Origin of the sequence: Microcoleus sp. FACHB-68, from assembly GCF_014695715.1 — a bacterium.
GTDB lineage: Bacteria > Cyanobacteriota > Cyanobacteriia > Cyanobacteriales > Oscillatoriaceae > FACHB-68.
Genome location: NZ_JACJOT010000008.1, coordinates 244,407 through 266,392, shown reverse-complemented (window position 1 = coordinate 266,392; position 21,986 = coordinate 244,407). Strand labels below are relative to the sequence as shown.

14 protein-coding genes are annotated in these 21,986 nt (G+C 46.4%); 4 read left to right on the top strand and 10 right to left on the bottom strand.

The features are described from left to right. Positions 1-38: 38 nt before the first annotated feature. On the bottom strand, positions 39-10,124 hold the full coding sequence (locus H6F73_RS10210; protein ID WP_190758671.1) for a non-ribosomal peptide synthetase: 10,086 nt from the start codon (positions 10,122-10,124) through the stop codon (positions 39-41). Between the two features lie 763 nt (positions 10,125-10,887). Here H6F73_RS10210 and H6F73_RS10205 point away from each other — a divergent pair. Both H6F73_RS10205 and H6F73_RS10200 read left to right on the top strand, forming a co-directional pair. Next, positions 10,888-11,628 carry a 4'-phosphopantetheinyl transferase superfamily protein gene (locus H6F73_RS10205; protein WP_190758670.1) on the top strand — a complete coding sequence of 247 codons (741 nt, stop codon included), beginning with the start codon at positions 10,888-10,890 and terminating at the stop codon, positions 11,626-11,628. A gap of 124 nt (positions 11,629-11,752) precedes the next feature. Next, complete coding sequence (locus tag H6F73_RS10200) at positions 11,753-13,207, top strand: hypothetical protein (RefSeq protein WP_190758669.1); 1,455 nt, start codon at positions 11,753-11,755, stop codon at positions 13,205-13,207. Between the two features lie 176 nt (positions 13,208-13,383). Here the strand turns inward: H6F73_RS10200 and H6F73_RS10195 are convergent, their stop codons facing one another. The 6 genes from H6F73_RS10195 to H6F73_RS10170 form a co-directional block, all read right to left on the bottom strand. Continuing rightward, entirely contained in the window at positions 13,384-14,022 is a 639-nt protein-coding gene (locus H6F73_RS10195) for a cold shock and DUF1294 domain-containing protein (protein ID WP_190758668.1), read from the bottom strand. Positions 14,023-14,349: 327 nt separating this feature from the next. After that, the gene (locus H6F73_RS10190) at positions 14,350-15,189 is read right to left on the bottom strand and encodes a class I SAM-dependent methyltransferase (RefSeq protein ID WP_190758667.1); all 840 of its coding nucleotides are present in this window, start codon (positions 15,187-15,189) and stop codon (positions 14,350-14,352) included. Between the two features lie 83 nt (positions 15,190-15,272). After that, positions 15,273-16,280, bottom strand: coding sequence for an NAD(P)-dependent alcohol dehydrogenase (locus H6F73_RS10185; protein ID WP_190758666.1), 1,008 nt, complete (start codon positions 16,278-16,280; stop codon positions 15,273-15,275). A 37-nt stretch (positions 16,281-16,317) separates the two neighbouring features. Continuing rightward, positions 16,318-17,292, bottom strand: a complete 975-nt coding sequence (locus H6F73_RS10180) for a cysteine synthase A (RefSeq protein WP_190758665.1) — start codon at positions 17,290-17,292, stop codon at positions 16,318-16,320. Positions 17,293-17,388: 96 nt separating this feature from the next. Next, the gene (locus tag H6F73_RS10175; protein ID WP_190759597.1) at positions 17,389-17,970 is read right to left on the bottom strand and encodes a Uma2 family endonuclease; all 582 of its coding nucleotides are present in this window, start codon (positions 17,968-17,970) and stop codon (positions 17,389-17,391) included. 146 nt (positions 17,971-18,116) lie between these two features. Beyond that, positions 18,117-18,755, bottom strand: coding sequence for a peroxiredoxin (locus H6F73_RS10170; protein ID WP_190758664.1), 639 nt, complete (start codon positions 18,753-18,755; stop codon positions 18,117-18,119). 186 nt (positions 18,756-18,941) lie between these two features. Between H6F73_RS10170 and H6F73_RS10165 the strand changes: the two genes are divergently transcribed. Continuing rightward, entirely contained in the window at positions 18,942-19,244 is a 303-nt protein-coding gene (locus tag H6F73_RS10165; RefSeq protein WP_147688704.1) for a hypothetical protein, read from the top strand. A gap of 109 nt (positions 19,245-19,353) precedes the next feature. On the opposite strand, the gene H6F73_RS10160 is transcribed toward H6F73_RS10165, so the two are convergent. Beyond that, positions 19,354-20,307, bottom strand: coding sequence for an alcohol dehydrogenase catalytic domain-containing protein (locus H6F73_RS10160; protein ID WP_190758663.1), 954 nt, complete (start codon positions 20,305-20,307; stop codon positions 19,354-19,356). Between the two features lie 148 nt (positions 20,308-20,455). On the opposite strand from H6F73_RS10160, the gene H6F73_RS10155 reads away from it, so the two are divergent. Beyond that, on the top strand, positions 20,456-20,710 hold the full coding sequence (locus H6F73_RS10155; protein ID WP_147682514.1) for a hypothetical protein: 255 nt from the start codon (positions 20,456-20,458) through the stop codon (positions 20,708-20,710). Positions 20,711-20,897: 187 nt separating this feature from the next. On the opposite strand, the gene H6F73_RS10150 is transcribed toward H6F73_RS10155, so the two are convergent. After that, positions 20,898-21,473: a Uma2 family endonuclease gene (locus H6F73_RS10150; protein WP_190758662.1), complete on the bottom strand. Its 576-nt coding sequence runs from the start codon at positions 21,471-21,473 to the stop codon at positions 20,898-20,900. Positions 21,474-21,497: 24 nt separating this feature from the next. Further along, a complete protein-coding gene (locus H6F73_RS10145; RefSeq protein WP_190758661.1) occupies positions 21,498-21,965 on the bottom strand; it encodes a GNAT family N-acetyltransferase in 468 nt (155 codons plus the stop codon). Positions 21,966-21,986 lie beyond the last annotated feature (21 nt).

Genomic DNA, 21,986 nt, shown 5'->3' with positions numbered 1-21,986 from the left:
GTCGTATAGGAATTAGGGATGCCGGCTCAATTCATTGGCTATGGCTTTTGTAAGTAAGCACTCAATTTTTCTGCCAGAACCTTAACATTCGGTTCTTGAAGGATACCGATGTGATCGCCCGGAATATCGTGAATTTCTAATTCGCCGGCAGCAAACTCACCCCAACCTAATTGAGGATCAGTGTAAGTTGCCTCAAATTCATTTCGATCCATCGCCCGGAATAACGTGATTTTGTCCAGGTACGGCTGGGGGGCGTAATTGTTCGATGCCTTCTCAAGAATAAGTTCACGCAGATCGCGGATGACAGCATCCGTGAAGGTGTTCGATAAAGAACTCTCATTGATAGAGTCTAATTTCCCATACATCCGGTTAGTGAGTCTAAGCAGTTGCTTTTTAGCAAGTTGAAGCCTCCGCCTTGCTTTGTGGAAAGCATAAGTTGAGCCTTGCCGGAAAAAGTTTTGCAAATGCAGCATCACTCGCACCGGCATTGGCGCTTTTTTCAGAGCTCCCGGCGCAAAAGAATCAAATAAAGCTAATAAAGCCACTTCTTGCCCTTCTGCACGCAACTGCTGAGCGATCTCATAAGCAACTAAGCCGCCGAAGGATTCACCGGCGAGATAGTAAGGGCCAACCGGCTGCTGTTTTTGGATTTCTTTGAGATACTGACTCGCCAGGGAAGTAACACTGATTGAGGCTATCTGTTTTTCTGGGTTATCCGCTTTTAAGATATCTACTTCGGCTTGCAGGTAGACGCCATAAACCGGCTGATCGTCCGCCAAATTGCGTGCTAAGGCGTGATAAAGCATAATTCCGTAAATACAGAATAGAGGCGGTTTATCTTTACCCAAACGCAGCGGCACTAGCGCTTCTTCGGAAGAATCAACCCCGGAAGCGCGGATAATATTAGCCAATTGTTCAACAGTTGGGGCGCTGAACAAGGTAGGCAAGGGAAGCGTTTTGCCGAATACCTTTTCGATGCGATCTAACAGGCGCACAGCCAGTAAGGAGTGCCCTCCGAGATCGAAGAAATTGTCTTGAATACTGATAGAATCAATGCCTAACACAGTCTCCCAAATTTGCGTTAGCTGGAGTTCTAAGGTATCGCGGGGTGCGGCAAAAGCTTCTTGCTCTTGGGAGCGATCAAACTCAGGTGCCGGCAGGGCTTTGCGGTCTATTTTACCGTTGGGGGTTAGGGGAAACGCTTCCAGCAGCACGAAGGCAGAGGGCATCATGTATGCCGGCAGCCGTTCTTTTAAGAAGCCACGCAAGTCTGTAATGAGTGCTGAGTCTTGAGTGCCCAGTTGGGAGTTGGGTAAAGAGTTAGAAGTGAGATTGAGGGATGGCCCATCGCCTTCTTCAAGAGCGATATAGGCAACTAAGCGTTTGTCGCCGGCTGCATCTTTGTGAGCAAGCACAATAGTTTCGCGTACAGATGGATGCTGGTTGAGGACGGTTTCAATTTCGCCCAATTCAATGCGGAAACCGCGAATTTTAACTTGGTTGTCGATACGTCCTAGGAACTCGATATTTCCATCCGGTAAGTATCGGACGAGGTCGCCGGTTTTGTAGAGCCGGTCTACATAGTCTCCCTCTTTTTTAAAGAAGGGGTTGGGAATAAATTTTTCAGCCGTCAATTCTGGCCGGTTCCAATAGCCTCGCGCTAAGCCGGGACCTCCAACATACAGTTCACCCCAGACACCGATGGGAACGGGGTTTAAATGGCGATCCAAAATATAAGTCGGACTATTCGCAATCGGACGACCGATGGAAACCGAATTTCCAATCTGATCAACGGCTGGGACGGTGTAGCAAGAGGAATAGATTGAGTTTTCGGTTGGCCCATAGCCGTTAACCATCCGGCATCCTTTCAGGGTTTGCACAACCTTTTGGGCGTGGGCGACAGAGAAAACATCCCCGCCGGTTAACAGTTGGCGTACACCTTTTAAATCCTCAAGCCGCTCATCAATCATCACATGGAGCAGGCCGGTTGTGAGAAACAGGGTGCTAACTTGGTGTTGCTTAATCACCTGTCCTAACTCTTCCAAAGAGGGGGTGTAAGGGGGCGCGATCACCAGCCGGCCACCGTTGAGCAAAGCGCCCCAAATCTCCAAGGTTGCCGGATCGAAGGCACTTGAGGTTAGGTGCAGGAGGACTTCTTCGGAATTCAAGTCGGCATAGTCGGTATTTCTGACCAACCGCACTACGCCTTGATGAGGAATGCAAACACCCTTTGGCTTGCCGGTGGAGCCGGAGGTGTACATTATATAGGCAAGGTGAAGTGAAGAAATTTCAACCGGCGGATTTTCCTCACTTTCACGGGCGATGGCTTCCCAGTCTGTATCGATGCAAACGGTGTGTGCTTTGTGTGCCGGCAAACCGTTCAGCAGTCGCTCTTGAGCAAGCAACACCGGCGCTTGAGAGTCCTCTAGCATATAACCCAAGCGCTCTTGGGGATAAGCAGGATCGAGGGGGACATAAGCGCCGCCGGCTTTGAGAATCCCCAAGATTCCGATGATCATCTCAAGGGAACGTTCCATACACAAGCTCACCAACACATCCGGGCCAACACCCAGCGAACGCAAGTAGTGTGCCACCTGGTTCGCTTTGGCGTTTAATTGCCGGTAGGTTAGTTGAGGGTGCTGAGTCCTGAGTCCTGAGTCCTGAGAATTATGAAAGACGAGGGCAATGGCATCGGGTGTCTGTTCTACCTGCGCTTCAAATAGCGCTTGGATCGAGGCATCGTGGGGGTAATCAGTGTAAACATCATTCCACTCAAAGACGATTTTGTGCCGTTCTTCTGGGGTCAGAATTGGCAACTCTGAGAGGCGCTGTTCTGGGTTCGCAACGATGCCTTCCAGTAACGTCTGGAAATGGCCGGCCATGCGCTCAATGGTGCCGGCATCAAATAAGTCTGTGCTGTACTCAAACCAGCCACTCACGCCGCTAGGTGTCTCTTGAAGTTGCAGCGTTAAATCAAACTTCGCCGTGCCGCAATGTACATTTGAGAAATTCAGATTCAAGCCCGGAATTTCTAACGTTTCCAGCCCATCTTTCTGGAATACAAACATTACTTGGAATAAGGGATTTTGGCTTAAATCCCGATTCGGGTGAAGTTCGCTCACTAACTTTTCAAAAGGTAAATCTTGGTGAGCGTAAGCACCAAACGCCACCTCACGCACTCGATCCAGCAACTCCCGGAAAGAGACATTTCCTGAAAGATCCGTGCGAACTAGCAGGGTATTGACAAAGAACCCAATCAGGTTCTCAATTTCAGACCAATTACGGTTAGCCGTGACGGTGCCGAGGACAATATCCTCCTGGGCTGTATAACGGTGTAGCAACGTGTTGAACGCTGCTAAAAGGGTCATGTAAAGGGACGCGCCGGTTTGCCGGCTTAAGCGATTCAGCGCTTCAATTAGAGGCTTAGGCAGTACGACTGGGTGTGTCGCGCCTCGGAACGTTTGAACGGGCGGGCGCGGTCGATCTGTGGGCATTTCCAGCGCGGAGGGTGCGCCCTGAAGTTGTTGTTTCCAGTAAGATAGCTGGGTTTCGAGGGGCGATGCTTTACCGGCTTCCTGAGTTTGTAACCACTGCCGGTGCCAAACTGCAAAGTCGGGATACTGAACCGGCACCTCAGCCAAGGAGGAAGGTTCTCCTGCCATCAAGGACTGATAAATTGCTAACATTTCCCGATGCAGTAACCCCATCGACCAACCATCGGAGACAATGTGATGCACTGTCAGCAGCAGGATGTGTTCTGTCTCAGCCAATTGCAGCAGCGTTGCCCGGACTAAAGGTGCTTGCGCGAGGTCAAAAGGACGCTGGGCTTCCTGTGCGGTTAATCGCTCGGTTTCTGCTTCTCGCTCAGTTTCACTTAGACTCCGCAAGTCGAAAATGGGAAGTTTTAAGTGAACAGTTGCGGCGACGGCTTGCACCGGCTGTCCATCGACGGTTGTAAAACTACTCCGCAAAGCTTCATGACGGCGGAGGATCTCGTTAAGACTTTGTTCTAGGGTGCTTGGGTTGAGCCGGCCTACCATTTTTATGGTAGTGGCGATATTGTAAAACGCTGTTGCCGGTCTTAACTTTTCAAGGAACCACAATCGTTCTTGGGCGAAAGATAGGGGAAGGAAATCTGTTGCACCTTGGGCATAAATGTTTTCTGGGCGGAGTTTGAGTCCTGTAGTTAAAGATTTGGGGATTTGAGTTTCTACGATTTGCCGATTGCCGAAAACTTCGCTGCGGTACTGGGGATTTTTGACAATTGCAATTGCGATCCCTTCAAGGGTCGGGTTTTCAAATAAGCAGCGTAAGGAAATTTTAATTCCGAATGCAGCACTTAGTCGGGAGATCAATTGAATCGCTAGCAGAGAATGTCCGCCTAATTCAAAGAAATTATCATGAATCCCGATTTCTTGAAGTCCTAAAAGTTGGGCTAAGATGTCAGCCAGGATTTTTTCAACGGGATTGCGAGGCGCAACAAAAATTTCTTCCCGTTCAGCTTTCAGGTGATTCGGTGCCGGCAATGCTTTGCGATCTAATTTGCCATTGGGTGTAAGTGGCAAAGCTTCCAGCAACACGAAGGCAGAAGGCACCATATAAGCCGGCAGTCTCTCTTTTAAGAAGCGACGCAATTCTTTAATGATTTCTGAACTAGCCGTTAAGCTGGGGACAATATAGGCGACTAAGCGCTGATCGCCCGGTACGTCTTCTCGTGCGATCACTGCGGTTTCTTGCACGGATGGATGAGAATTGAGCAAGGCTTCAATTTCACCCATTTCGATACGGAAGCCGCGAATTTTTACTTGATGGTCAATTCTCCCCAGATATTCGATGTTTCCATCGGGTAAATAACGGGCTAAGTCGCCAGTTTTATATAGCCGGCTATTGGCATCTTGACTAAATAAATTGGCAATAAATTTCTCTGCCGTTAAATCAGGCCGGTTTAAGTATCCGGGCGCTAAGCCGGCACCGCCAATATGCAACTCTCCAGCCACTCCCACCGGCACGGGTTGCAAGTGAGAATCGAGCAGGTAAACTTGCATATTCGGAATCGGTTTACCAATCGGAACGAGGGTATTTTCTCCGAGATCACCACAGTCGTAAACGGTACTCCAAACTGTTCCCTCTGTCGGCCCGTATTCGTTAAATAAACAGGCGTGAGGCAGCCGTTTCCGGTGACGTTCAATTAAGTCTTTTTGACACGCTTCGCCGGCAACGATTACGGTGCGTAGAGAACCGAGTTGTTGGGGTTTTGCAATTGATAAAAGCAACCCGTAAAGAGACGGAAGGCTTAACCAGTGGGAAACTTGATTTTGCTCAATTAACTCGATTAGCTGTGGCACATCCGCTTGAGCGCCATCTTGGGGTAAAACCAGACTTCCGCCTTGGCAGAGTGTCCAGAAGATGCCGGCAACTGAACTGTCGAAGGCAAAGGGCGACAGCAGCAAATAACCCTTGACAGGTTCTTTGTAATATGCAGTGCGTGCAAACGTGGAATGAACCAAGTTTTGGTGGGTGATGGGTACGCCCTTGGGTTTGCCGGTGGAACCTGATGTGTAGATTGTGTAGGCGAGGTTTTCGGCGCTTACCTCAGAGTTTGGCTTGCAGTCGCTATGTTGGGAAATCGTTTCCCAGTCTGCATCGAGGCAGATAACTTGGGCGTTGTGTTGGGGCAGTTTTTCAACGAGCCGGCTTTGAGTTAGCAGCACCGGCGCTTGGGTATCCTCAAGCATGAAACTAAGGCGATCTTGAGGATATGCCGGATCTAATGGCACATAAGCAGCACCGGCTTTGAGAATTCCCAAGATGCCGGCAACCATTTCTAAAGATCGCTCAGCGCAGATACTCACCAAGGTATCTGGAACAATGCCTAAGAAACGCAGATAATGAGCGATTTTGTTCGCCTTGGCGTTGAGTTCCTGATATGTTAAATGTTCGCCTTCAATGACAACCGCAACGGCGTCGGGTGTTTGTTCTACCTGGGCTTCAAATAGCTGGTGAATGCAAACATTTTGCGGGTAATTTGTATCAGTAGAATTCCACTCAAAGAGGAGTTGTTGCCGCTCTGATTCTGTCAGGATTGGTAAATTCTCAATCTGCTGATCTGGGTTGGCGACAATGCCTTCCAGTAAAGTTTGAAAATGCTCAGCCATGCGGGTGATGGTGGCATCATCAAACAAATCTGTGCTGTATTCAAAGCGACCAATTAATCCCTCTGGTCTTTCGTCAAGTTCTAGGGTTAAATCGAGTTTTGCGGTGCCGGTTTCTACATCTAGTTGGCTTAATGTCCACCCAGACTCAAGGGCCGGCATGGGTGGTTCCAGAACAAAGGAAACTTGAAAAAGCGGGTTTTGATTGAGGCTTCGTTCTGGCTGTAATGCTTGCACCAATTGCTCAAAAGGTACGTCTGAGTGGGCATAAGCGCCTAACGTGACTTCCCGCACGCGTTCGAGTAACTGTTGGAAACTGGGGTTGCCTGAGCAGTCGGTTCGCAATACAAGGGTGTTGAGGAAATACCCGATCAGCCCTTCAATTTCAGGCCGGCTACGGTTGGAGGTGACAGTGCCAATTACAATCTCATCTTGGCCGGCATAACGGTGCAGCAAGGTTTTAAAAGCTGCCAACAGGGTCATATATAAAGTGACACCTTGCCGGCGCGAGAGGGCTTTCAGTGCCTCTGTTAAGGATTTGGAGAGAGATACACACTGTCTGGCACCCCGGAAAGTTTGCACTGCGGGGCGGGGGCGATCTGTGGGCAGTTGCAACACCGGCAAATTTGCCAGTTGTTGCCGCCAATAGTCTAATTGTGGCGCTAAAACGGACGTTTGCAGCCATTGCCGTTCCCAGTGGGCGAAGTCTGGATATTGTACCGGCAGTTCTGGCAGAGGCGAGGGGTTGCCGGCGCAGAAGGCTTCATATAACGCGGCGAGTTCTGGCGCAAGCACGCTGTAGTTAGAAACGCCGTCATGGATAATGTGGTGTAGGGTCAGGAATAACCGGCAATCCGACTCATCTAGCTGGATCAACGTTGCCCGGATTAGCGGGCCGGCTGTCAAGTCGAAGGGACGCCGTGCCTCTTCTGTGGCGAGGCGTAGGGCTTCTGCTTCTCGTTCTGAGTGCGGCAATTCTCGCAGATCCACCACCGGCAGCGTGAGGGTGAGCGTTGGATGGACAACTTGCACGGGTTGACCATTAACTTCTGCAAACGTGGTTCGCAGTGCTTCATGACGCCGGATAATTTCGTTAAGGCTATTTTCCAGGGCGGGAATATTAATCGTGCCGGTGAGGCGAATCGTGGCCGGTTCGTTGTAAACCGGGGTATCTGGCGCGAGTTGCCCGAAAAACCACAATTGTTCTTGGGCAAAGGAAAGGGGAAGGTTGCGATCGCGTGAAATCCGGGTGATGGCAGGGGCGATCACTGACAATTCTTGCTCGCCGGCTGTTTCTACCTTTTGCGCGAGTTCCGCAACCGTGGGCGCTTCAAAGAGCGAGCGCAACGGCAACTCAACTTGATAGCTATTACGCAAGCGGGAGATCACTTGCATTCCTAATAAGGAGTGTCCTCCCAACTCGAAGAAATTGTCTTGAATGCCCACTTGCTGCAGTCCCAGCACGTCTGCCCAGATAGCGGTTAATGCGGCTTCAATGGGGGTGCGGGGTGCGACAAAGGTTTCTGCGAGTGCGCTAGATGCGTCGGGTGCCGGCAGTGCTTTGCGATCCACTTTGCCGTTGGTTGTTAGGGGCAAAACCTCTAGCAGCACAAAAGCTGAAGGCACCATGTAGTGAGGTAAGGTTGCCTCTAGGAAATGGCGCAGTTCTTTTGTGAGTGCAGAGTTAGCCGTTTCGCTAGGGACGACGTAAGCGACTAAGCGTTTGTCACCGGCAACATCTTCCCGCACAATAACTGCGGTTTCTCGCACGGCTGGATGCTGACTAAGGGCGGCTTCAATTTCGCCTAATTCAATGCGGAAACCGCGAAGTTTAACTTGATTATCAATGCGACCGAGATATTCAATTGTGCCATCGGGTAAATAACGGGCTAAATCACCAGTTTTGTAGAGCCGGTTTGAAGTGAAAACCGATTCTTTCCCTGTATCAAAGAAGGGATTGGCAATAAATTTTTCAGCCGTTAAATCAGGCCGGTTTAGATATCCCCTGGCAAGGCCGGCACCTCCAATATAAAGTTCACCCTGAAGACCAACCGGCACGGGTTGCAAATGTTTATCTAGTATATAAAGTTGCGTATTTGCAATCGGAGTACCGATGGGCATGGCTCCCAACAATTGGGCATCTTCGGGCACTTCATAAATGCAGCATCCTACAACGGTTTCTGTCGGGCCATATTCATTAATCAGTCGGGTTTGTGGTGATTGAGTGCGCCAGTAGGAAAGGGTTTTTCCTAAGAGTGCTTCGCCGCCAATAATAAATGCTCTGGTTTGACCAGCTGGCTTTTCACTGGTTAAACATTGGCTAAGCGCTTCTAGGTGAGCTGGGGTAATTTTAACGAGGCTATAATCGCCGCCGGTGCGAATTGCGTCACCCAGAGCTTCAATTTCTTGATTTTCCGGCAGAAGTACGGCGCTTTTCCCGACAAGTAGGGGTGAGAATAAGCTAGTAACCGTTAAATCAAATCCGATGGAGGAGTGAACAAGGGTGCCTTGTCCTTCTGCAACAGCATAGGCTTTGATACACCAACCCAGATAGTTAACTAATCCCCGATGGGGAATCATGGTTCCTTTGGGTTTGCCGGTGGAACCCGAGGTGTAAATAATATAGGCGAGATTAGAGGTATCGGCTAAGTTAATAGGATTTTCTTCGCTATGTTGGGCAATTGTTTCCCAATCTTTATCTAAGCAAACAACTTGTGCCGAATGTTGGTGAAAATTTTTAACTAAATGTGTTTGAGTTAGCAGAACCGGCGTCTGAGCATCTTCTAAAATGAAGCCTAATCGTTCCGTTGGATAGGCTGGATCAAGTGGGACATAAGCAGCGCCGGCTTTGAGCGTTCCCAAGATTGCGACCATCATTTCTAAAGATCGCTCCAGACAAATCCCGACGAAAACTTCTGGCCCTACACCGAGCGAACGCAAGTAATGTGCAAGCTGATTGGCTTTGGTGTTGAGCTGCCGGTAAGTTAATTGTTTGTCTTGAAAAACTGCGGCTACAGCGTCGGGTGTAAGCTCGACTTGGGCTTCAAAGAGCTGGTGAACACAGGTGTCGTGGGGGTAATCTGTCTGTGTGTTATTCCACTCGATGAGGATCTGCTGCCTTTCTGCTGGGGTTAACAGTGGCAGCTGTGAAATCGGTTGCTCTGGATTTGCAACAATGCCTTCGAGTAAGGTTTGGAAATGCCCAATGAGCCGGTTAATCGTGTCTGGGTTAAACAGCTCGGCATTATATTTCAATTCCGCAATCACTTCTCGTTCTGTGTCCTTCACGCACAGCGTTAAGTCACACCCAGCCGCGTCACTGTCGAAGTTGATGGGGAGCAGCGTCAGTCCTGTACGATCCAGTATGTCCGCGATTTTAGGATTGTCAAACGCAAACATCACCTGAAATAGGGGTGTCTGATTGGGTTGTTGCAATTGCCGCTCACCCGCCAGTGTCTCGAAGGGCAATTCTGGCTTGTTGTAAGCGTTTAAGGTGACTGTTTGCACACGCTCTGCTAATTCCAGAAAACTTGCATTTCCATCAATTTGAGTATGTAAAACTAATGTGTTGGTGAATGCAATCAGTCCTTCATTTTTAGTCCACTTGCGTTTCGGTGCGGCTGAAGCAACGACGATTTCTGGTGTGCCGGTGTAACGGTAGAGCAAGGCTTTAAATGCTGCCAGCAGGGTAATAGACAGGGGGTTTCCTTGCTGTTGCGAGAGCGCTTTGAGGTTGTGCGCGAGTGTCTGAGAAAGTGCGAGATGTTGAGATGCACCTACAAACGTGCCGAGTGCTGAGCGCGGACGATCTGCCGGCAAATCTAGTAAGGGGATGTTGCTATAGGGGGATTTTCCGCTCTCAAGCTGTTTTTGCGACTGTTTTCCTACTGTGTTTGACGGCTGGCTGAGCATTTCGGGATGCGTGGGGGGGGTGCCGGTGGGAACGCCTGGATTCACTTTGGATTGGGTCATGGTTGTTGATTTAGGTGCTCAAACAATAATGAAAATGAAATGGCATGAAAAATCACAGCTCTTTTAATTAGCTAAAGGCTGAAACCCATTAACTAGGAGCCGGCGTTTTCCTTGGAGCTTTTAAGGTTGTTTTTTTAGAGCTTCAAAGTTCCCTGATGCTTAAACACGCAGGCCACGTCCTCAAAGAGGCGTTAAGCGATTGAAAGTTTTCCAGAGTGCCTGCGGTATGCAGTCCTCAGAAAAATCAATCATTGATATTCCGATAACTTTCATAAATTTTTACATAGCCTTTCTCTTAATTGCTAGCGCTTATACAAAATCTTTATAATAACTCGGCTTCAGGCTATTTAAATACTTAAGTGATTTAAGCCAAAAAGTTGTTTTATAGCTCTAAAACCTGGTTTTTTGCTATGTATAATACTGGAAAAGGGTATCAAAGTTTATGAAGTTTCTATGAAGTTAATATAAATAGTTAAGTGGTTATACGGTAATTTTAAATTCTGTTTCCCAAGATAGTTTGATAAGGTTGAGTAAAAACGATTTTTATAAATTTAACAGAAATTAATAAAATTTATCACCATTATAAAATATACTTATATGCGCTCAAGGGCGGTCAGCCGGCAAGCGGCTCTACATCACAATCAACTTAACATCCCAGCCGCGCACAGATTGTCTCCTCAGCAGACTCAAAAGTGATTTTAAGCGCCTTTGTCAAGTGTCTGCTGTCAGTTATTCTTGACACAAGACTCACGACTAATAACAAATGGTTCAAAACAGTATTTTGTGGTGTCAGCCACCGGCAGACTTAAGGCTATCTTTAAATGAAGTCCACATTTGGCTTGCTGAACTCGATCTGCCGGCACAACAGATTGATGATTTGCGGGAAACGCTTTCAGCAGACGAGGGTGATCGCGCTAAGCGGTTTTACTTTGAGCGAGATCGGCAGCGTTTTATTGCCGGCAGAGGGATACTCAGAAATATTTTGAGCCGGTATTTAGAGATCGCACCAAGTCAAATACAGTTTTGTTATGAAAAACGTGGCAAGCCGGCTTTGATGAATGAGCGGGTTTGTTTTAATTTATCTCATTCACAAGGACTCGCTCTTTATGCAATCGTACTGGATCGGGTAGTTGGCATTGATCTGGAACAGGTACGTTCGATGCCTGATGCTGAAGCAATCGCGAAAAGCTTTTTTTCTCAGCGAGAATATGCGGTACTTCAGGGAATGCCGGCAAGTGAGAAACAAGCGGCTTTTTTAAACTGCTGGACGCGAAAGGAAGCGTTTTTAAAAGCCATTGGGGATGGCTTATATAAACCGCTAGAGCAAATTGAAGTTTCGTTTCTTCCAGATGAGCCGGCTCGATTGTTGAGCGTTGCCGGTGATGTTGAATCAGCCAGCCGGTGGTCTATTTTACATTTAATTCCATCTGCCGATTATGTGGGTGCTTTGGCGATAGAAGGTAAAGATTTTAATTTATCACATTGGCAGTGGTCGCCTGAGTAGAAATTATTTAAATAGCTGTAAAAAGTGTAAAACTTAAATATCTGTAACAGCTTAAGTTAACTTATCAAGCTAAGCGGTTACCTTTAAAAGATATGATATCTGCCAAACACTCAAACTCAAACTAATGAGCAATACACGTCTCAATACTCCTAGTGTCACACTCTACGCTTTTCATTGGAGTGACGAAATATCCCAAAATTCTCAAGAAGTTGCCGGCAATGTAGATCACCTTTGGCAGCGATGTGTTGCCTTGGGAAAACATCTGCAAATTCCCGCACTCCAATCTTTACCGAACGAACTTTTAGAAGAAAAAAACCATCTCGATGAATTTACCGGCGACAAAGCAGAATATTTTCCTTTATTAAATCAAGCTAATAAATCAGACAAAGAACCATTTCTGCGTTTAAAGTCTGAATCTCAGCCAGATTTGCTTGAAATTATTGGCGAAATTTATCCCTTAAAGATTCAGGATACCGATGCAGTTGATCTAACTCTTCGTTACGGAGAAACAGTCGAAATAGACCAACTAGGCCGATTCAATTCCAAAGGTTGCTTATTACCCCACTTTATTCAAGCATCTATTGGGCAAACCTTGCTCATCTTTGCTGAATTATCTGATAATACAGACGATTATAAAACTCTGGCTAACGCTTGCATTGAAGCTTTTTTAAAAGATGCTGAAAAAACTTCTGTGAGTTTGATAGCTGAAGGTCAATTATTTGGCAGTCCGATCTTTGAATATAACACGGGCAGCGAAAACCCAGCGGATCAATGTCATATTTTGGTATGGTTTGACTGTTACCCGACAACGTTGAATTTAGGTGAACAAGCTTATCATTCAATTTTTATACTGTTGTACTGCCGGCATAAAATTCTTTTTGCCACTGAGCAAGCGCGTTTATGCTATCAAAAAGCACGAGAACTTTATATAGAATTAAACCAAAAAGCTGATGATTTTGCTACATCTCAAGAAGAGACGCTAGAAGATTTAAAACAGCGCCTCAAGCAAATCCCAACGAGTGCATTTCAATATAACAAGCTATTGCATGATATTGACGATTACAACACCACAATTGTTACGATTACTGAAAAGTATTTCTCCAAGCTAGAGGAAATTCGCGCTCATAGTTTACCAGAAGACAAGCTAGATTTTTTAGAGAATTTCTGTAATCGAACTAAAGAACTTCAAAATCAAATTCAAATAGATTTGCGCTATTTACAACCCGGTAAGCAATTATTTGACCAAATGATTGAGGCGATTCGGGTAATAATAGAAATCAACGCGCAGGAACAGGCAAAAGACTATGAAGAAGCCGAAAAAGAACGAGATCGCAACTTAAAAATATGGGTTGCTGTTGTCGCTGCCGGCTTTGCTGTGAGTGTTGTCTCCTCTGCCGTCAATCCCCGACCGATTGAATCTATTCTCAATCAACCCCATCCAGATGGGATAAAGCCTTGGCCTGTAATGGGTTTAACCTACAGCGCCCTTGATATTGTACTGCACTTGTGCTTGGGTTTGGCTTTGGCACTGCTGCTGCGTCCCCTGATTGCTCGTTTAGTGCCAAAATCAAGAAATTAATCTTTAAACTGGAGTTTAGATTAAAACTGGTATTAATTTAAATTGATATAAAGTCATGTTCAACTGGCTTTGCACTGCCTTTCGACCGATCTAGCCAGCGGGATGAGTGCAAGCTATGCGTATAGAGCAAGATAACGGTAAAGCTGAACGGCAGCAGGTAATATCCGAAACATAGACTAACGTGTTATAAGCTTGCCAAAAAATAACCAACCTAACCAGACAATATAGTGAAGCGTGACAATTGTCCAAAACTCAAACTGATAGGATTTCTTCCTGCTTTTGTGGTGAAGCCTTCGTTGCGCGGCAAATCCTCCCAACCATCCACCCGCTAGTTCACACAGATGTAGCGTTGTTTCTGCGGTTCTCCATTTCCCTCGCTTTGCGCGAGACTTGTCGTCTGCATACAAAATAAAAGTTAATAGACTCATCGCAGGATAGAAAATCAACGGAAGCGGATTAGCTGTCGTCCAAACCAAGTGAAGTGAGCCAACCAAAGGTAAAATTGACAGAAGCAATAACTCCAACACTGGAAATGGGGATTTGGACTCACTATTAGATGCAGCTTTGTTATTAGAAGATGTCGAAGTTTGCTTACTTCTTGCTCCTAAAATGAAGGCGTTGCAAGCGCGAGCTTTGCCATCTTCAGCTATGGCATAATAAAAAATTGTGTCGCCTACTTGTGGCCGGCGAGTCGAGTCTTTCAGTTCAGAAATGTGCAAAAAAATTTCTTGACTTCCGTCGGCTGGTTGAATGAAGCCAAAACCTCTGTCATCTTTCCAGGTTGTCAGTTGCCCTTTATTGAAAGCAGGTTTCATGCAACAGCCTCATATCTATAACCCCTTTGTGGGTTTCCAAACTGAGACAATGTTACAACAAACTACACTGCATAGCAAACAAACAAGCTCAACTGTTGCCCTACAGATGACATCAAGGTAGCTTGAGCTATGCCACCTCAGTGTCAATTTATCTCCTTACTGCAACTCTGTAAGACTAAGTTAGTTTTTCGTAGTCTAAACTCCAGTTCAAAATTTTTATCAGAAAATATTCTGTAGAGGTGAGGTTATCCATTTTCCAGATAACCTTTTAACAAAATTTATCCTAGCTTTTCATAAACATTCGCTCTATTGCTTGATGCAAATATTTTACTTTGCATCAAATGAAAGAATCATATAATGCGTTAAACCAAGCCGACCTAACCAATCTGCACCCATCGTGATGTTTCCCGCCTCAATATTTCCCGATTCCCGCATTAGCCGGCATACCACTGGATAAGTTGGCAGGGTATTGCTCGTAATATTCTCCTCAATTTGAGATACAAATCCTGTATTTTTAGCTAAATTTTGGTAATCGCCCAAAGTGTAGTGACTATTAACATTGCCGTAAACTTGAGATACAGAATTTTTAACAAAAAGATCCATAAACTTAATGAAAGGCATCATAAAAGATGTCGGCACAAAATCGCAAATTGCTAGTTTGCCCCCTGGTTTTAGCACGCGCCGCGCTTCTTTGAAAAATCGTTCACGGCTGGGAAAATGGAAAATACATTCCACTGCTAAAACCACATCAAACGACGCATCTTCAAACGGCAATTCACAGGCATCGCCTTGGACAAAGTCAATCTGATTGCCGGCACGAGGTTTGACTTCTTTTCTTGCTCTTTCAAGCTGGCGTTCGTCAATATTTAAACCTACCAGTTGGACATTAGAAAAGCGCTCATTGAGGCTAGCAATTGTGCCACCAAAACCGCAACCGCAGTCAAGAATACGCATTCCATCACCCACACTGCCGCTATCACACACGCGCCGGCACAAACGTTCAGCCGCCTCTGCAAAGTCCGCTACTGACCCATCGGCAGCATCAGGGTTTTCCCAGTAACCCCAATGGACATGACGGCCAAAAGCTTGAATGGCGTCAGGATTTCCTTTGCGAAGTTGCTCAAGCAGCTCATCAAAATAAGGCAACTGAACGTTTGTTTTGCTCATGTGTTTTTTTGTGCGGGCGTAGCTTAAACGTTAATAGTAAGTGACTATTTTTGAGATAGCAACATTACGATTAATTTATCAGATTAGCTAACCGTAAGAACAGCCCGATAGCGAACTTTATTGCTACGGACTTTGTCCATCGCTTCATTCACTTGTTCCAAGGGAAACGTCTCAATAATCGGCTCAATTCCAAAGCGATCTGCAACGTCAAGCATCTCAGTGATAATCGCGCGACCTCCAATTAGAGAACTCATGACTCTGCGACGTTTAGTAAGCAACGACCACAAGGGAATTGAGAGGGGTTCATCGGGCACTCCGACCATCGTTAAAGTGCCATCAGAATCAAGATATTCTATATAAGCCGCCCAATCGACAGAAGCAGGAACGGTACTGATTAAGATATTGAATTTTCGGTCTGGTTCTGGTGGTGAACTGCCGGCAGGTACAACAATTGCATCATGTGCGCCTAACTTACTTGCAAACTCAGCTTTATCGTCAGAAGTGGTAAAAACCGTGACGCGGTTGCCCAATTTACTCGCAAATTGCACAGCCATGTGCCCCAGTCCTCCGACACCGATGACCCCAATTTCTTGACCTGAACTCATGCCGGCGTATCGCAAAGCCGAGTATACAGTAACTCCTCCGCACAACAGAGGGCCGGCTGCTTCAGTTTTGATGCCGGCTGGAATCGGAAAAGCAAACCGAGAATCCACCCGTAAATAGTCAGCAAAACCACCATAACCGCTGATAATCAACCCTTCATTTTTATCACAGAGATTTTCATTTCCCCTGAGACAATCACGACACTGTAAACAAGCCGAACCTTGCCAGCCAACTCCAACGCGATCACCGGCTTTTAAATGCTTAACTTGGTCGCCTAACTCTATCACTTCCCCAACCACTTCGTGACCTGGAACGACGGGATAGCGTGAGTTTCCCCAGTCATTATCAATGACGTGAATATCTGAGTGGCAAATGCCGCAAGCTAACACTTTTAGTATGCAATCATACCCTTTGGGCGAATCCACTTCCAAGGTAAACGGCTTGAGTTCCGCGCCTTTTTCGTGGGCTGCCAGTGTTTTAATTTGCATAATTTGTTATCCTGTGCGATTGAATTTTGAATCCTAACTAATCGGGAGAAAGTCCTTTTGAGGCGAGCCACTCCCGATTAAACAGCCGAGACTGGTAACGCGAACCGCCATCGCAGAGTACGGTTACAATCGTGTGACCTGGACCCATTTGTTTCGCTAATTCTACCGCAGCCGCGATATTAATCCCTACCGATCCTCCCATAAATAAGCCGTCTTTTTTGAGGAGTTGGTAAATCACTCGCACAGCTGCATGATCATCAATTTGGATCGCATCATCGATGGGAACTCCTTCCATATTGGCGGTGACGCGGCTATTGCCAATGCCTTCGGTGATCGAGCTGCCTTCTGTGTGAATTTCGCCGGTTTTAACGTAGCTATAGAGTCCGCTACCCATTGGATCGGCTAATATATTTTTAATCGTCGGCTTCTTTTCTTTGAGAAACATTGCAACACCGGCAAAGGTTCCTCCGGTGCCAGTTGCTGTTACCCAAGCATCGATTTTACCGGCTGTCTGTTCCCAAATTTCCGGGCCGGTTGTTTCATAGTGCGCCAGCCGATTTGCTAAATTATCAAATTGATTTGCCCAGATGGCATTTTCCATTTCAGATGCCAATCTGCCGGAGAGTTTTACATAGTTATTGGGATCTTTATAAGGAACCGCCGGCACGGTTCGCACTTCTGCACCCAGCGTTCTTAATGCGTCAATTTTCTCTTGAGATTGTGTATCTGGAATTACAATCAGGCATTTGTAACCCTTGGCGTTGCAGATGTGCGCTAAACCGATGCCGGTGTTGCCGGCGGTTCCTTCAACAACGGTTCCGCCTGGTTTCAATAAGCCTTTTCTCTCAGCATCTTCAATAATATATAAAGCTGCCCGATCCTTCACCGAGCCACCCGGATTGAGAAATTCTGCTTTTCCTAAAATTTCGCAGCCGGTTTCTTCACTAACGCTGTTGATCCGAATTAATGGTGTGTTGCCTACTGCCCCGATAAAGCCGGTTTTGATATCCATTTTGCGGTTTCCTAAATTGTTTTCTTTAAAAATATTAATTGATTAGGCGCTTAAACTCGAAAAAAAAATCCTTTTAACAAAAGGGCGAAATTTCAGTTACCAAACTTTGCTCATATTTAAAACAAATCCTGGCAATACCGGCTCTGCGCTGACGGTATCGGGATTTTCTAAACATTCCGTTGGCAGTCCCGGACGGTAGATGTAGACTTGCCGGTGTTTGCGGTCAATCAACCATCCTAGCTGACATCCAGGTTCCCTGATGTATTCTTCCATTTTTTCCTGCAACGGTTTCAGGTTATCAGAAGCTGAACGTAATTCAAGGACAAAATCTGGACAAATGGGTACAAATTTTTCTTGCTGTTCTTCTGATAAAGCGTTCCACCGCTCTAGCTTCATCCACGAAGCATCAGGCGACTTATCACCCATTGATAGCTTAAATCCGCTGTTAGAATCAAAACAAATCCCCGTGCCATCTTGCTCTGCCCAAATTCCGAGCTGTACAGCAATATTGAAATTACGATTGCCTGTGGTTCCGCCGGTTGGAGACATAATCAGCAATTCTCCAGTTTTATTGCGTTCGATGTTTAAATCGCGGTTAATCTGACAGAACTCAAAAAACTGGTCATCTGTCATTTGCAATTCGGGTGGCATCCGCAACACAATCGGAGATGAAAGCATGATGATTCGCTCAAATTTCAGATGAGTTTGCTTCGGATCAATCGGGGCTGCCGGCGACAGAACAAAATAAAAATATTGCGGGGTGAGCAACGCCCACCCTACAACATTTTACTTTGGTTAAACCGGCACGGGCATTGCCCTATGGCCTATTTGTTTGGCTGAGGAGTCATCCGCAAGTAAGGCTTCAATGGGGTGTAGCCTTTGGGGAATTTTTCCTTCAACTCTTCTGGATCTTGGATAGAAGGGACAATCACACAATCTTCGCCATCTTTCCAGTTGGCGGGAGTGGCAACGCTGTAGTTGTCAGTCAGTTGCAGTGAGTCAATCACCCGCAGGATTTCATCAAAGTTGCGTCCTGTGCTAGCCGGGTAGGTGAACACTAGACGCAGTTTCTTGCTGGGGTCAATGATGAAAACCGAGCGAACTGTTAAGGTATTGTTGGCATTGGGGTGGATCATGTCGTAAAGGTCAGAAACCTTCCGATCTGGATCTGCCAAGATGGGGTAGTTGAGGGCTGTCCCTTGGGTTTCTTCGATGTCTCCCACCCAGCCGTTGTGAGATTCAACGTCATCAACGCTGAGAGCGAGCGCTTTAACGTTGCGCTTGTCAAATTCGGGTTTCAAGCGGGCGACTTCGCCGAGTTCGGTTGTGCAAACCGGCGTGAAGTCTTTGGGGTGGGAGAATAGCACCACCCAGCTATCGCCGGCCCATTCATGAAAATTAATGTCGCCGTGGGTCGAAGCTTGAGTAAAGTTGGGTACGGTATCACCTAAGCGCAGGGTCATAGCAGCGTTCCTGTGGTCTGTTTAAGAGCTATAGATCGATCTACTTGGGCATCATGCCATAAAACCCCGGTTATCCGATGGGATTTTAGCTCTTTTTTACAATTCATCACTCCATCTAATTTGTTGTATTAATATGAGGGATGAATCTCACTTATGATGTTTATTCTTTCATAAAAAGATTTTGCCGTGTTTCAACTACTGTACTTTCTGATTCAAGCTATCCAGCCGTTTTTGGTGCCGATCTGCTTTGTCTGCGCTTGGGCGGTGGTGATTATTGCCGGTTGGAGTCTCTACAGCGCCGCCGCTGATGGAATGTCTAGAGCCAAGCGTATGCACCAAATTCCTTGTGCTAACTGTGTATTCTTTACCAACGACTACCGGCTCAAGTGTCCCGTGCGCCCTACGAATGCCTTAACTGAGGATGCAATTGGCTGTCCCGACTACCGGCCAACCATGCACCTGAGATACGGAATAGAGATGGAGGAGTAGGGCTGAGTGCTGCGTGCTGAGTGCTGAGTGGGTGAGATTTGGAGAAGGGGAGTAATGCCCAATGCCCCATGCCCAATGCCCCATGCCCAATGCCCCATGCCCCATGCCCCTAACCAATATCGAGCAAAATTTTCAAAACCCCTTTCTGCTGGGCACGGTCAAAGGCTGTGAGGGCTTCATCTAAAGGATAATGAGCGTGGATTAGATGCTTGACATCCACGGCATTTTGCGATAATAACTGGAGAGCTTGAGGAAACGGGCCACATCGGGAGCCGATGAGGGTAATTTCATCGACGACTAAAGAGGAAGCATCGAAGGTTAGGTGGCCGGCATAGGTGCTTTTAAGGACGAGGGTGCCGCGTGGACGTAAGGCGCGACGGGCAATCGCAAATCCTTCTGGGTTGCCGGTGCATTCAACGGAGATGTCAAAGGTTCGGTCTGTAACAGCGTCGGCGAGGCCGGTTTTGATCCCGCGTGCCTCCAAGTTTTGTAGTTTATCACGATGACGTCCAATTACTAAGAGGTCACAGCCGGTGAGTGCGAGTGTCTGTGCCACCAGTTGCCCCAGTTTGCCATCCCCTACAACCAAAACTTGATGATCGGGACGCACCGGCACCTGTTGCTGAATTTCCAAGGCAGCAGCCACCGGCTCTGTGAATGTCGCAACATCTGTGGCAACATTATCCGGTACGGGATGCAGATTCTGTGCCGGCAGCGTTAGATACTCTGCAAACGCACCGTGGCGGTTAACGATGCCAAGGACGGTACGGTTTTCGCAGTGGGTGGGTTGTCCACTACGACAGAACCGGCATTTGCCACAAACTGCGTTAATTTCTCCCACCACCCGCTGGTTCAATAAATTTTCTGGCCCTTGTTCTACCACACCGACAAATTCATGACCTAAGATGCCAGTGTAAGGGTAGTAACCTTTGAGGAGTTCGATGTCAGTATTGCAGATGCCGGCACGCAAAACGCGCACAAGTGCTTCGCCGGCAGGGGGTTCGGGAATGGGAAGGTTATCGCGAAGTTGCAGTTGGTTGTTTTCCAGCCAAAGTGCTTTCATAGTCAGGTGGGATCAGGTGTGAGGACAAGTCACTTTTATTTTATGGGAACCGCCAAGGCGATAAAGACGCCTTAATCTTTCGATTTAGATGTAACAACATCTTTACTTTGTGCGTCCACTAATAGAAATTGGGTGAGAAAATTCTAAGATGGGTAGATTGATTGATAAATTCGGGGCTTTTGTTGGCTTGTTTGTGTTGGTGATGCTTCTAGTAATTTGGGGAAGTCAGGAGCCAGGACAGGCACAAAATCCAACTTCTTCTAAAATGACTGTTACATCTACTAACGATGGCTATAGTGAAATTTATATAGGGGCGGATGCCGGTTTGGGTCCAGTTAATTTAATGAATCCTTCAGCATTTGATCCATTTCCTGTTTGGCAACCCGTCGAATCTGAAAAATAAAAGTGTTGCCGGTGGGGCGGGTTGAGATAGTAAACCTAACAGTACGGGATGCCGGTTGGGTTTTGCTTTACTTCAACTCGCTCTACATATTTAGTAAGTGGGATATCGAAACACTCCTAATATTCTAGTAAGGTTTTAAAATTTTATTTTTCTATTTAATTCAAAAACCTGTAATAGATTTTAGCAATCACCAAATTAATTCGAGATTCAGCACGAAACCAGGGAGAACCGGCTCTCCTGCTAACCTTTCAGGATTATCAAGCACCTCAACTTCTTCACCAGGACGGTAAATTTCCACTTGCCGGTTTTTCCGATTAATTAACCAACCCAAAAGAGCGCCATTCTCCCTGTACTCCTTCATCTTATCTTGAGTGTCTTTCAAGCTATCACTTGGAGAAAGTAACTCAACGACAAAATCAGGGCAAATTGGAGGGAATTTCTTTTGTTGCTCAGAAGTTAAAGCATTCCAACGTTCTAACTTTACCCAAGAAGCATCAGGGGAACGATCTGCACCATTCGGTAATTTAAAGCCTCCGGAGGAGTCAAAAGCAATGCCGGTGCCATTTGTATCTGTCCAATTCATTAACTGCTGGGTTAGTCTACCATTGCGGTTGCTGGTTTCTCCTCCTGCCGGCGGCATGATAATTAATTCTCCTTCAGCATTGCGTTCAAACCTCAGATCGTTGTTATCCTGACAGAGTTGATAAAATTGCTCATCTGTCAGTTTGATAATTGAGTTGAAGTTAACAGTTAATGCAGTCATATCATTTTAATTTTAGATTCAGTATTAACCTTTCAGTAAAGTTTCTGTTTCTATAACTATACGTTTAATAAATTTGATTTGTCCATCAGGCTGTATATCTACGGGTGTCCAACCGAGATGGAGATAGAATCCATAAGCTCTTAAATTTGAATCGTTGCCTGTCAGTAGCCAAATTTCTTTAGCTCCTTGACGCCATAACCATTTTTCAGCTTCCTGCATCAAAGTACGTCCTGCACCACGACCCTCAAAAGATGGCAGAACGAACATAGCAAATATCGTTTTTTCCGCTACATTCGCCATTGAAAAAGCAATCGGTATTGCATCAATTTCAGCAATCCAAGCTCGACAGTCCGTTTGCAACATATTAGCAATAGTCTCCGGAGTAACTCCCAGACTAGCTAACTCTTCAAGAGACTGATAGTTTTCGATGACGCTAGTTCTAATATTGAAGAGTGTTTCAATATCTTCAAGTTGCGCTTCTCGAATATTCATAGAAAATCACACTCTAGAATC